Annotated in this window: 9 protein-coding genes; 3 read left to right on the top strand and 6 right to left on the bottom strand. The window is 65.6% G+C overall.

Annotation, left to right across the window (positions count from 1 at the left end; all coding sequences use genetic code 11):
- Position 1: 1 nt before the first annotated feature.
- Both RAD04_RS18775 and RAD04_RS18770 read left to right on the top strand, forming a co-directional pair.
- Positions 2–565 (top strand): cytochrome P460 family protein, encoded by a 564-nt coding sequence (locus RAD04_RS18775; protein ID WP_461624930.1) that lies wholly within the window; start codon positions 2–4, stop codon positions 563–565.
- 18 nt (positions 566–583) lie between these two features.
- Positions 584–1,408: an SDR family NAD(P)-dependent oxidoreductase gene (locus RAD04_RS18770; RefSeq protein WP_461624929.1), complete on the top strand. Its 825-nt coding sequence runs from the start codon at positions 584–586 to the stop codon at positions 1,406–1,408.
- Between the two features lie 10 nt (positions 1,409–1,418).
- On the opposite strand, the gene RAD04_RS18765 is transcribed toward RAD04_RS18770, so the two are convergent.
- The gene (locus tag RAD04_RS18765) at positions 1,419–4,928 is read right to left on the bottom strand and encodes a PAS domain-containing hybrid sensor histidine kinase/response regulator (protein ID WP_461625030.1); all 3,510 of its coding nucleotides are present in this window, start codon (positions 4,926–4,928) and stop codon (positions 1,419–1,421) included.
- Between the two features lie 355 nt (positions 4,929–5,283).
- Positions 5,284–6,513: a 5-aminolevulinate synthase gene (gene hemA / locus RAD04_RS18760; RefSeq protein WP_461625029.1), complete on the bottom strand. Its 1,230-nt coding sequence runs from the start codon at positions 6,511–6,513 to the stop codon at positions 5,284–5,286.
- Between the two features lie 336 nt (positions 6,514–6,849).
- Between hemA and aroQ the strand changes: the two genes are divergently transcribed.
- On the top strand, positions 6,850–7,281 hold the full coding sequence (aroQ, locus tag RAD04_RS18755) for a type II 3-dehydroquinate dehydratase (RefSeq protein ID WP_183258262.1): 432 nt from the start codon (positions 6,850–6,852) through the stop codon (positions 7,279–7,281).
- Between the two features lie 34 nt (positions 7,282–7,315).
- On the opposite strand, the gene RAD04_RS18750 is transcribed toward aroQ, so the two are convergent.
- From RAD04_RS18750 to RAD04_RS18735, 4 genes are all read right to left on the bottom strand, one after another.
- Positions 7,316–8,377 (bottom strand): MBL fold metallo-hydrolase, encoded by a 1,062-nt coding sequence (locus RAD04_RS18750; protein ID WP_461624928.1) that lies wholly within the window; start codon positions 8,375–8,377, stop codon positions 7,316–7,318.
- Between the two features lie 233 nt (positions 8,378–8,610).
- The gene (locus RAD04_RS18745; RefSeq protein WP_461624927.1) at positions 8,611–10,764 is read right to left on the bottom strand and encodes a methyl-accepting chemotaxis protein; all 2,154 of its coding nucleotides are present in this window, start codon (positions 10,762–10,764) and stop codon (positions 8,611–8,613) included.
- A 165-nt stretch (positions 10,765–10,929) separates the two neighbouring features.
- The gene (locus RAD04_RS18740) at positions 10,930–11,655 is read right to left on the bottom strand and encodes an outer membrane protein (RefSeq protein ID WP_461624926.1); all 726 of its coding nucleotides are present in this window, start codon (positions 11,653–11,655) and stop codon (positions 10,930–10,932) included.
- Positions 11,656–11,879: 224 nt separating this feature from the next.
- A complete protein-coding gene (locus RAD04_RS18735) occupies positions 11,880–12,200 on the bottom strand; it encodes a hypothetical protein (protein ID WP_104466053.1) in 321 nt (106 codons plus the stop codon).
- Positions 12,201–12,282 lie beyond the last annotated feature (82 nt).

The following is a 12,282-nucleotide window of genomic DNA, read 5'->3' as shown; positions in this document are numbered from 1 at the left end:
CATGACGCCAGCCGAACCTGAAAAGAAAAAATCTCCTTACGCCGCGATGATCGTGCTCGCCGTGGTCCTCCTCGTCGTGCTCCTGACCTGCGTGCCGTATCTCGTCACGATCGCTTCCGCGGAGGGGCCGGCGGCACGCGACACGGCGGACGCCTCGCCGATCTTCGGCGTCACGATTCCGCCGGGCTACAAGCAGTGGGAGCTGATCGCGCCGGCCGAAGAGGCGCCGCCGCTCGACGAGCTTCGCGCTGTGGTCGGCAACCAGACTGCAATCGACGCGTATCAAGCCGACAAGCTTCCGTTTCCCGACGGCACCATTCTGGTCAAGCGCGCCTGGAAGCGGAAACAGTCGCCGGAGTTTGCGTCCGCGACAATTCCCGTCGCCGCTACCACGGTCCAGGTGATGGTCAAGGATTCCAAGAAATATGCCTCGACCGGCGGCTGGGGCTTTGGCCGCTTCATCGGCGGCAAACCGGTCGACGAGGCCCAGCATCGCACCTGCTGGGGCTGTCACGAAGCTCGCGCCAAGAGCCGGGACTACGTCTTCACGCGGCTGGCGCCTTAAGGTCATCTGGAGATCGAGATGTCGAAGACATGGTTCGTCAGCGGCGCCTCGCGCGGTCTTGGTCGCGCCATCGTGGAAGCCGCACTCACGGCGGGAGATCGCGTGCTTGCTTCGGCCCGGGACCCCAAGCCGCTCGAACCGCTGCTTGCGCGCTTCGGCGAAACGCTCCAGCTTGCAACGCTGGACGTGACCGACGAGGCGGCAGCGCATGCGGCCATCGGTCTTGCCCTGAAGACGTTCGGCGGCGTCGATGTGGTGGTGAACAATGCCGGTTACGGCGACCTCGGATCGGTCGAGGACACCGGCCTGGATTCGTTCCGTCAGCAGATCGAGGCCAACCTGATCGGCACCATCATCGTCACCAAGGCGGCGATCCCCGTGCTGCGCCGGCAGGGCCATGGGCATATCGTGCAGGTCTCGTCCGTCGGCGGCCGCATCGGTGCGCCGGCACGCGCGGCCTATTCGGCCGCAAAATGGGGAATCGAGGGCTTTTCGGAATCGCTGGCGCGGGAGACGGCATTGATCGGCGTGCACGTGACGATCGTCGAGCCCGGCGGATTCAGGACCGGCTTTGCCCGGGTCGCGCATGCGACGGACGAAGGACGCCCGGAGTACGACGCCGTCGTCGGCGCCGCGGTCAGGATGCAGCGCGATTACGATGGCCGCCAGCCCGGCGACCCCGCCAAGGCCGCCGCCGTGGTGCTGAAGCTCGCTGATATGAAACGCCCACCGCTACGCATCGCGCTCGGCAGCGACGCCGTGAACGCCATCGCTGCGACGGACAGGCTCCGACTCGAAGAACTGGAGAAGTGGCGAACGCTCAGTGTCTCGACCGACTATTGACCGGCGCGTCCTACTCCGCCGCCACCATCTGCTGCGTGCGCCACTGGCCGAGCAGGGCGCGGAGCGAAGCCGGCTTGACCGGCTTGTTCAACACCGCGACCTTCTCGTCGCGCGCAGCCACCTGCACGGCGGGGCTGCGGTCGGCGGTGATCAGGATCGCGGGGATACCGTCGCCGAAGCGACGGCGGATGTCGCGGATGGCGGCGATGCCGTTGCCGCGGTCGAGATGATAGTCGACCAGGAGGCCGGTGACCCGCCGTCCCGCCGTCTCGATGGCGGCGATCGCACCTTCGGGATCGGCGACCGCGATCACCTCGGCGTCCCAGGCCTTCAGCAGCGTGCGCATGCCGTCGAGGATCGCCGCGTCATTCTCGATACAGACGATCAGGGCGCCCGAGATCGGCGTGCGCGCCAGCGGCGTCGCGCTGGTCACCGCGGCGGTGTGGGTGATCGCTTTCGCCGTCGGCACCGTCACGGAGAAGACCGAGCCGCCGCTTCTGTTGCCGTCGATGGCGATGCCGTGCTTGAGCACGCGCGCCAGGCGTTCGACGATCGACAGGCCGAGCCCCAGCCCGCGCGCGATCCGCGCGCCCTGCTCGAGGCGGTGGAATTCCTTGAAGATCTCGCCGCGCTTGACCGGCGGGATGCCGACGCCGGTGTCGTAGACGCAGATCTTGAGCGAAGGGCCTTGTCGGCGACAGCCGACCAGCACGCGTCCGCGCGGGGTGTATTTGATCGCGTTCGAGATCAAATTCTGCAGCAGGCGCCGCAGCAGGAGCCGGTCCGATTCGACCGGCAGCGAGCAGGGTACGAAGGTGAGCTCCAGGTTCTTGGCACGCGCGATCGGCGCGAACTCGATCTCCAGCGAGCGCATCAGATCGGCCATCTTGAAGCTCGAGGTCGAGGTCGTCATCGCGCCGGCGTCCAGCCGCGAGATGTCCAGCAGCGCGCCTAGGATCTCCTCGATCGCCTGCAGGGATTCGTCGATGTTCTCGACCAGCCGCGTCTCCTCGCCGCTGTGCTGGCGCTCGACCAGGCTCGTGACATAGAGCCGCGCCGCGTTCAGCGGCTGGAGAATGTCGTGGCTGGCGGCGGCGAGGAAGCGCGTCTTGGAGATGCTGGCGTCTTCCGCGGCGCTCTTGGCCAGCGCCAGCTCGGAATTCAGCCGCGTCAGCTCCTCGGTGCGGTCGCGCACGCGCTTTTCCAGTGTCGCGTTGGCGCGCTCCAGCGCTTCCGCCGCCTCGAAGGTGGGCGTGACATCGGTGAAGGTGATGACGAAGCCGCCGCCGGGCATGCGATTGGTGAGCACCTCGATCACCATGTGGCGTTCCGGCAGGCGTTCGAGATAAGGCTCGCTGTCGGTGGTGTAGGCGGCGAGGCGGCGCTCCAGCATGGCCTCGCGCTCGACCGGGTCGTCCGGATCGCTCACGCCGATGAATTCCAGGATCTCGCGCAGTGGCTCGCCGAACTGGACGATATGCGGGGGCACGTTGAGGAGATCGCCGAATTGCCGGTTGGAGCAGATCAGCTGCAGATCGGCATCGAACACGGCGATGCCCTGGCGCACGTGGTTGAGTGCGGTCTGCAGGATCTCGCGGTTGAAATGCAGGGCCGCGTGCGAGTCGTCGAGCAGCTTGAGTGCAGCCTTGGCCGAGACCGTGCGCTTGCGCAGCAGCAGCGACATCACGAGACGCGAGGAGGCAGCTCCAATCGAGGAGGCGATCAGGTGCTCGGCGTGCTGCAACAGCTCGAAATCGGCGGGCGCTCCCACCTCCAGACGAACGTTGCGCCGTGCGGAGAATGCCTCGAAGGAATGCCGGGCGCGGTCGGGTCCGAGATACTGCGCCACCGTGTTTTGGATGTCCTGCACAGTGACGGTGGTGCGCCAGCGGCGGAAGCTCGGTGAGATCGGCGCAAGCGTATTGGGCACGAACAGATCGGCCTGCAGCAGCTCGATGGACGACGGCCTTCGCGCCAGCGACAGCAGCACATAGGTCAGGATGTTGAGCGACAGCGACCAGATCACGCCGTGCATCAAGGAAGGCAGATCGGCGCCGAACAGCGCCTGCGGCCGCAGCGCCTCGATGCCGAACGGGCCATGCTGCAGCAGCAGGATGCCTGATGTCGAGGTATCCATGAAGCTCGGGATGAACAGCGTGTAGAGCCACACAGCGAAGCCGACCAGCATGCCGCCGATGGCGCCGCGCGCGGTCGCGCGCCGCCACAGCAGCCCGCCGAAGAAGCTCGGCGCAAGCTGCGCGATGGCGGCAAAGGAGAGCAGGCCGATCGCCACGAGCTGGGTATTGCCGAGCGCGCGATAGTAAAAATAGGCCATCACCATGATGGCGAAGATCGCGAGCCGCCGCGAGCGCAGCAGGAAGTCGCTGAAATCCGCGCCGCCGGCGCGTCCTTCCGGCCGTCGTTGCAGCACCAGCGGCACCACGAGGTCGTTCGAGACCATGATGGAGAGTGCGACGCATTCGACGATCACCATCGCGGTCGCCGCCGACAGGCCGCCGACGAAAATGGCGACGCTGAGAAGCCCCGCACCGCCCTCCATCGGCAGCGCCAGCACGTACATGTCAGGGTCGGCCGCGCCGAACGGGAAGGTGACGAGGCCGGCGAGCGCGATCGGGATCACGAACAGATTGATGGCGACGAGGTAGAGCGGGAACAACCAGCGCGCGCGGCCGACCTCGGCATCCGAGGAGTTCTCGACCACGCTGACGTGGAACTGGCGTGGCAGCAGCATGATGGCGCAGAGCGACAGCAGCGTCATGGTGAGGAAGTTGCCGATCGACGGCGAATAATTGATGGCGCGCACCGCCTCCGGCGTCTTCATGGCGCGCTCGATCAGTTCGTGCGGCGAGAACATCCAGAAGGTGACGAAGATGCCGGCGGCGAGGAAGGCGACCAGCTTGATGATGGATTCGGTCGCAACCGCCAGCATCAGGCCGTGCTGGTGCTCGGTCGCGTCGGTCTGCCGCGTGCCGAACAGCACGGCGAAGGCCGCCATCGCCAGCGTCACCATCAGCGCGACGTCGCCGACGATCGGGATGTGGGAGAAGGCCTGGTCTTCGCTCAGGATCGTTTCGAGCGAGGAGGCGACCGCCTTGAGCTGGAGCGCGATGTAGGGCACCGAGCCGATGATCGCGATCAGGGCGACGGTCGCCGCCACCGCCTGGCTCTTGCCGTAACGGGCCCCGATGAAGTCGGCGATCGAGGTGATGTTGTGGGTTTTCGCGAGCTGGATTACGCGGCGCAACACGCCGGCCCCTAACCCGATCATCAGGATCGGGCCGACATAGATGGCGAGGAAGTCGGTCGAGGCGCGGGTGGCGAAGCCGACCGAGCCGAAGAAGGTCCAGGAGGTGCAGTAGATCGCCAGCGAGAGCGGATAGATCAGCCCGGAGGCACGGCCGCGCCCCGCCGGCGAACGGCGGTCGCCGTGGCTCGCCACCAGGAACAGGAAGCCGATATAGCCGAAGGCGGCGGCGATCACGCCCCAATCGTGCAGCATGGCGAGCGCGCTTCTCGAAAGGGCGCTGGCCGCGCCCGAGCTCATTTTCCCAGTAATTCTAGCGCGCTGGACGGGGCGAGGCGACAGCGAAATGCCGCGCGGCGGTGGGAACTGGGGTTGTCGTTAAGTGCATTGCTGGAGGGCCGCCGAGAGAGTCCCCGTGCGGCACCCCCCCTCCCTGACCCTCCCCCACAAGGGGGAGGGAACGGAGAGAGCGTCCATTGTCGCGACGAAGACGAGACAGAGTTGGGTGGCCAATCACGTGAGGCGGGCACACCTGTCTCGCTCCCTCCCCCCTTGTGGGGGAGGGTTGGGGAGGGGGGTAGCTCCGGGGACGGTAGGAGAGGCGAACAGCCTATTCCGCCGCGAGCGACTTCTCGCGCAGTGGCAGGCCGAGACGGTCCCACACTTGCAGCAGGGCCTCGGCGAGCTGATCGATCAGGCCGTCGTCGTGATAGGGCGAGGGCGTGATGCGCAGCCGCTCGCTGCCCTTGGCGACCGTCGGATAGTTGATCGGCTGGATGTAGATGCCGTGCTCCTCGAGCAGCAGGTCGGACGCCTGCTTGCACTTCTCGGGATCGCCGACGAACAGCGGCACGATGTGGGTGTCGCTCGACATCACCGGCAGGCCGGCGGCGTTGAGGATCGCCTTGACGCGGGCGGCACGGTCCTGGTGGCGCTCGCGCTCCCAGTTCGAGGTCTTCAGATGCTTGATCGCGGCGGTCGCGGCCGAGCAGATCGCCGGCGGCAGCGCGGTGGTGAAGATGAAGCCCGGCGCATAGGAGCGCACGGCATCGATGATCTGGCCGTTGGCGGCGATGTAGCCGCCGAGGCAGCCGAACGCTTTCGCCAGCGTGCCTTCGAGGATGTCGATGCGATGCATAACGCCGTCACGCTCGGCGATGCCGCCGCCGCGCGGGCCGTACATGCCAACCGCGTGGACTTCGTCCACATAGGTCATCGCATCGTACTTCTCGGCGAGATCGCAGATCTTGGCGAGCGGGGCGACGTCGCCGTCCATGGAATAGAGGCTCTCGCAGACGATCAGCTTTGGCCGACCAGGGCCGGCCGTTTTCAACAGCTGCTCGAGATGGGCAAGATCGTTGTGGCGGAACACGACCCGCTCGCAGCCGGACTGGCGGATGCCCTCGATCATCGAATTGTGGTTGAGCTCGTCCGACAGGATCAGGCAGTTCGGAATGAGTTTTGCGATGGTCGGAATGCCGGTCTGGTTCGAGACATAGCCCGAGGTGAACAGCAGCGCGGCTTCCTTGCCGTGGAGATCGGCGAGCTCGGCCTCGAGCTGGACCAGTGGATGATGCGTGCCGGCGATGTTGCGGGTGCCGCCGGCACCGGTGCCGACGCGCGTCGCGGTCTCGACCATGGCGCCGACCACCTTCGGATGCTGGCCCATGCCGAGATAATCGTTGGAGCACCAGATCACGACGTCGCGCTTGCCCTTGGGCGAGTGCCAGACCGCGTGCGGGAATCGGCCGGCCGTGCGCTCCAGGTCCGCGAACACGCGGTAGCGCCGCTCGGAGTGGAGACGATCGAGGGCGGTATCGAAGAACTGGTTGTAATCCATCGGCAAAACCTGCAACGGAACCTGGCCACGGCGGCCGCTCATTTTTAGAGCTTTTCCAGCCCCAATGTCCATGCGCCCGCACACATTTGTGGCGAGGCGCGCAGGTCCAGTGATAGCGGCGTATCGCCGGCGATAGTTGATGTGGATCAAACGCCTAACGCTTGCCCGTCCGCACGGCCAAGGCTCCGGGGAAAGCCGGGGACCGTTGCAGCTGGCTTGGACATTTTGTCCATGGAGCGCGCTCCGATTTGCTGAGCCGGTCGCGCCGATGTCGTAGCCTTTGCCTTGGCGAGGCGCGGATCGGCGCCCGGCAAGCTCATGCGAAAGGACGCCCCGATGAAGCGTGTCATGGTTCTGAACGGTCCCAACCTCAATATGCTCGGCATTCGCGAGCCGCACATCTACGGCACGACGACGCTCGCAGAGGTCAACGCGAGCTGCGAGGCGGCCGCTGCAACGCTCGGGCTCAAGCTCGCCTTCCACCAATCCAACCACGAAGGCGTGCTGGTCGACCTGATCCAGTCGGCGCGGCAGGACGCCGATGCAATCATCATCAATCCGGCCGGCTTTTCCTTCACCTCGGTCGCGATCATGGACGCGATCAAGACGTTCGAAGGGCCGGTGCTGGAAGTCCACATCTCCAACATCCACGCCCGCGACGAATATCACCGCCACTCCAAGATCTCGTTCGTGGCGACCGGTGTGATCTGCGGCCTGGGCCCGTTCGGCTACATCGCGGCGCTGCACGCGATCGCGAATATGAAGTGAGATGCCGCCACAAGCCCGGCCATGACGAAGCGACTCACGTCGTCCTGAACTGCAGCACGCCGTCCTTCGTCTCGGCCGTCAGCCGGCCCTCGACGATCATGTAGTTGACGTGGGCGACGAGCTCGCCGGCGGCAAAGCCCATCTGGTGCTCGTCCAGCACGTGCTTGTTGAACACGACAGGCACCAAGGCGCGCGAGGTCTGCGGCACCTCGCGGCAGGCTTCCGCGATCAGGCGGCAGCGCTCTTCATGGTGGTCGGCGAGCTGCTTGATGCGGGTCTTCAGTCCGTAGAACGGCACGCCATGGCCGGGCAGCACCAGGACGTCATAGGGCAGTGTCGTGGTGAGGCTGGCGAGCGAAGCCAGATATTCGCCGAGCGAGTTCTGGTCGGGCTCGACCGCCCAGACGCTGACATTGGGCGAGATCTTGCTCAGCACCTGGTCGGCGGAGAGGAACAGCTTGTCGTCGGCGCAATACAGCATCACCTGGTCGAGCGCGTGGCCGCCTCCGGTGATCACCTTGAAGCGGCGCGTGCCGATCACGACGTCGTCGCCATGGGAGATGCGGCGGTAGGAGGGCGGCAGCACCGAAACGCGCTTGAGATAATCCTGGCCGCGGCCGAGCAGCTTTTCGGTGAGCGACTCGTCCATGCCATGGCGACGGAAGAACAGCCGCTGCGCCTCCTGCCGCTCCGCGGTGCCGCGGTTCTGGTGATAGACCGATTGCAGATATTCGACCTGCGACATCACCAGCGGGCAGTTGAACCGCTCGACGACCCAGCCTGCGAGTCCGACATGGTCGGGGTGGGAGTGGGTGACGATCAGACGCGTGATGTGGACGCCCTTCAGCGGTCCGTCGAACAGTTTCGTCCAGGCCTCGATCGTCTCCTCGTTGCCGAAGCCGGTATCCACCATCGCATAGCCGTCGCCGTCGGCGAGCAGATAGATGTTCACGTGGTTGAGGCGGAACGGCAGCTTCAGCCGCGCCCACAACACGCCGGGCCTGACCTCCACGACCTCGTCGTGACCGGGGTGCTGTTCCCAGGGGTAGCGCAGGGCTTCGGCTGAGGACTGTGCGGTGTCGGTTTTCGGGTTCATGCTACCGGCTTAAACCCAGAGCGAGCGGGGCGCCAGCCGAAAAAGGGCAGGCCGTGGTCTCCGCATGGCGGTCATACCGGGCGGCGTTTTTCCGCGTCCCGGTCGTGACCGTAAAAAACGTCGTCATTCCGGGGCGCGCGGAGCGCGAACTCAGGTGCGCTGTTGCGCACCCGAGAATCTGGAGATTGTTGCGAGATTCCGGGTTCGCCTCTTCGAGGCGCCCCGGAATGACGTCAGGCCGCCCGCATGTTGTTGAGGAATGCGTCGATCTCTCCGCGCAGCATGTCGGCTTCGCGCCGGAGCGCGTCGGAGGCGCCCAGCACTTCGTTTGCCGCGGCGCCGGCTTCGGCCGAGGCGGTGGAGACGCCGACGATGTTGCTGGAGACTTCGCTGGTGCCGCCGGCGGCATGCTGGATGTTGCGCGCGATCTCGCGGGTGGCGGCGCCCTGCTCCTCGACTGCGGCCGCGATCGTCGTGGTCACATTGTCGATCTCGCCGATGATCCGGCCAATGCCCTGGATGGCGCCGACCGCCGATGTCGTGATCTCCTGCATGCTGGCGATCTGGGTGCGGATTTCCTCCGTGGCCTTGGCAGTCTGGCTCGCGAGGCTCTTCACCTCGGAGGCAACTACCGCAAAGCCGCGGCCGGCTTCGCCCGCACGCGCCGCTTCGATGGTGGCGTTGAGCGCGAGCAGGTTGGTCTGCGAGGCGATGGTCTGGATCAGGTCGACCACGACGCTGATGCGGCTCGCGCTGTCGGCAAGGCTCTGCACCGTGGTGTCGGTGGCGCCGGCCTCGTCGACCGCCTTCTTGGCGATCGCGGCCGAGGTCACGACCTGCTTGCTGATCTCCTCGATCGAGGACGACAGCTGCTCGGTGCCTGACGACACGGTCTGCACGTTGACGGAGGTCTCCTCAGCGGCGGAGGCGACCGCGTTGACCAGCGCGTTGGACTGGTCGGCGGTGGTCGACATGCTCTGCGCGGTCGATTGCATCGAATTGGCCGACTGCGCCAGATTGTCGAGCGCGGAGCGCACCGTGCTTTCGAACTCGGCGATCTTCGCTTCCATGCGCGCGGCCCGCTCGGCCTTGGCGATACGGTCCTTGTCCTGCTCGCCGGCGAGCGCCCGGGCTTCGATCATGCTGTCGCGGAATACGGTCAGCGTTTCCTTCATCACGCCGATCTCGTCGTTCTGCCGGGAGCGGACGATCTCGGTGTCGAGGTCGCCGGCCGACAGCAGCTGCATGGCCCGCTGAAGCTCACGGATGCGGCGCAGGATGTTGCGGCCGACATAGAGCCACACGAACAGCGCCGAGCCGACCAGCATCAAGCAGCCGAGCGCCAGCATCACGGTGGTCGCGAGCGAGGTCTCCTGCTGCGCCTGCGAGGTCGAGGCGTTGGTCTCTTTCTGCACGCCGTCGACGAGCTGTTGCACGCTGATGCCGAGGCCGACATTGAGCTTGCGCGTCTCGTCCAGGATGGTCTGGCCGTAATCGACCGAGTCGAGCTCCTTCTCACGCAGATTGAACACGCCGGTCTTGCCGGTGCCGAGCGCGAGCAGCTTCTCCGCCGTCTCGCGCAGCATCTTGTTGCCCTGATTGTCCGGCAACAGATCGAGGTTCGACCGCAGGCGTCCCTGTGCCGTCTTGAATTCCTTCTGGATGTCGTCGAGCTTGTCGCTCGTGTTCGCCGACAGTGCCGCACTCATGTTGGCGGCTGCGAGATTGCCGCTGGCGACGACGTTGCCGAGCTGGCCGACGGTCTGCGCGGCGTCGTTGGCATCTGCGGCGGACAGGTCGGCCGAGCCGAGAATGGCGTTGACCCGGGTCTGTGCGTCGAGCATCGCCGGACTGGCCGCGCCGACGAAGGCGCCCTGCGCGCTGCGCAGCGCATCATATTGCTTGTCATGGAGGGCGGCGATATCGAGCCGCTCGCGGGCGGCCTTGGCGAGGCTCTGCGCCGCCTCGTTGATGCTCTTCATCGTCTCGCTGAGTCCAGAGACGACGGCCTTGTCGCCGCCGAGCCCGATGATCTCGGTGAGCTTCTGCTGCGTCTGCTCCTGCAGCTCCTTGAGCTTCTTGGTGCGCTCGTTCAGGGCTTCCTCGCTTTGAGCCGCGAGCAGGGCCGGTCCCTGTGCTGCCAGGCTCGCGCTCAGGGCCGACAATTGCAGGCTGGCGGCAAGGCGCGGAATGTCCCGCCCGCTCAGCTCGGTCATCCGTCCGCCGAGATTCTGCAGCGCCAGGCCGGCGCCGGCTGCGATCACGAGGCCCATGCCCGCGACCACTGCAAAGGCCGCGAACAGGCTGCCGCGCACGCCCCAGGTCGGCATTTTGAAACGAGGCCGCATCCGGCCAAGTGAGCCGCCAAGGCTGAAACGGATCGCCATTGAAATTCCCCCAACATTCTTGCTTCTGTTTGTGGCCGGCAGTATCCGCACGGCGGGTTAAAAATTCGCAATCTCCGCAAACGGTTGCGCCTGTTCCGCACAGCGAAAAAAGAAGGGCCGGCGAAATCGCCGGCCCTTCCGTCATGGTAAGGTTGTGGTAACCGATCAGTAGCGCGCGACGGCCGGGCTTGCCCAGTTGAAGCGGTAGTTGACGCCCGCCTTGATGGTGTGGTCGTCGGTGGTGAAGCTGCCGGTGCCCGCGAGCGGGCCGCCGGTGAAGCTCGAGTCGCCGAAATTGTAGTACTGGTACTCGGCCTTGGCCGACCAGTTCGGGGCGAACATGTATTCGAGGCCGGCGCCGACCGTGTAGCCGTTGCGGTGATCGCCGGTGATGACGAACGCGGTCGGCACGCCGCCGACGGTCACCTTCTCGTTGTTGTCCGAATAGGCGTAGCCGCCCTTCACATAGACGAGGCCGGGGCCCCAGGTGTAGCCGACGCGGCCGGTGATCGAGCCGAGGCCACGCTGGTCGTTGGTGTAGGCGATGCCGCCCGGAAACACGGCACCGACGCTGCCGGAGAGCCAGGAATATTGGCCTTCGACGCCGACCAGGAAGTTCGGGTGGAACTGCCAGTCCCCACCGACCTGCACGCCGCCGAGGAAACGGCCGTTGCCGTTGTTGCCGGTGGAAAGGCCGTTGAAATTGTTGTCGCTGGAGAACGCGCCGCCGATATGGCCGCCGACGTAGAAGCCGGTCCAGTTGTAGATCGGCGCGGCATAGGCCGGCGCGGGCGACTTGTAATAGTTACGGTTGCCGAGATCGGCGCCGACGGCCGGTGCAGCAGCGCCCACCACGAGCAGCGCAACGGTCGCAAACAGAATCTTCTTCATCGTCTTGAACTCCGACACTTAAGGTCCCCGGCAGGCGCGCTTTCCGCGCCGCGTTGGTTTTGCAGATAGCTTCCTTTTGACGAAAATGCTGTCACATGCATGGCACAGCGCGACCCAACCTAACTTATTGGGCTGCAAATGATTTTCGTGCTTAATGCCGACTTAAGAAGTGGTGAAGGAAGGTTTAACTTCGCAGGGCTTCGGTAACCTCTGGGCGTCCTTCGTTAACCAAGACGCCGTCGCGCCTCATCGCGCATCTGTTCGCGGAACGCCGCGCGCTTTGCGGGGCGGTCCTCCTCGCGCACGTCATGTCGATCGAAGATGTCGAACTTCTCCAGGATGGGATAGCGCTCGCTCGCCATCGCAAGCACGCGCAGCACCTTGGTCGCCTCCGGCGTCGGGCCGCTCACCTCCCAGCGCCGGATGGTGTCGCCGCCGCCTTTCTCCGGCAATCCGCAGAGCTTTGCCATATCGGCCGCCGTGAGCTTCCGCTCGAGGACATCGGAGAGGTCGGCGCGGAGTTGCTTCAATTCGGGCCCGGTCATGTCGCCTCAATACGCGAAGTCGCTGAGGGCAATGCACTAGCGCTGATTCGGGTCCATCCGAAGGCGGGCATGATCCGCCCGA

It is taken from the genome of Bradyrhizobium sp. 25ACV (assembly GCF_054863005.1).
This window is presented reverse-complemented; position numbering and strand designations above follow the sequence as displayed.

What these genes read in the sequence shown, in the direction of transcription:
- RAD04_RS18775 (WP_461624930.1), top strand. Translation starts at nt 2, where the DNA reads ATGACGCCAGCCGAACCTGAAAAGAAAAAATCTCCTTACGCCGCGATG.
- RAD04_RS18770 (WP_461624929.1), top strand. Translation starts at nt 584, where the DNA reads ATGTCGAAGACATGGTTCGTCAGCGGCGCCTCGCGCGGTCTTGGTCGC.
- RAD04_RS18765 (WP_461625030.1), bottom strand. Translation starts at nt 4,928, where the DNA reads ATGCTGCACGATTGGGGCGTGATCGCCGCCGCCTTCGGCTATATCGGC.
- hemA (WP_461625029.1), bottom strand. Translation starts at nt 6,513, where the DNA reads ATGGATTACAACCAGTTCTTCGATACCGCCCTCGATCGTCTCCACTCC.
- aroQ (WP_183258262.1), top strand. Translation starts at nt 6,850, where the DNA reads ATGAAGCGTGTCATGGTTCTGAACGGTCCCAACCTCAATATGCTCGGC.
- RAD04_RS18750 (WP_461624928.1), bottom strand. Translation starts at nt 8,377, where the DNA reads ATGAACCCGAAAACCGACACCGCACAGTCCTCAGCCGAAGCCCTGCGC.
- RAD04_RS18745 (WP_461624927.1), bottom strand. Translation starts at nt 10,764, where the DNA reads ATGGCGATCCGTTTCAGCCTTGGCGGCTCACTTGGCCGGATGCGGCCT.
- RAD04_RS18740 (WP_461624926.1), bottom strand. Translation starts at nt 11,655, where the DNA reads ATGAAGAAGATTCTGTTTGCGACCGTTGCGCTGCTCGTGGTGGGCGCT.
- RAD04_RS18735 (WP_104466053.1), bottom strand. Translation starts at nt 12,200, where the DNA reads ATGACCGGGCCCGAATTGAAGCAACTCCGCGCCGACCTCTCCGATGTC.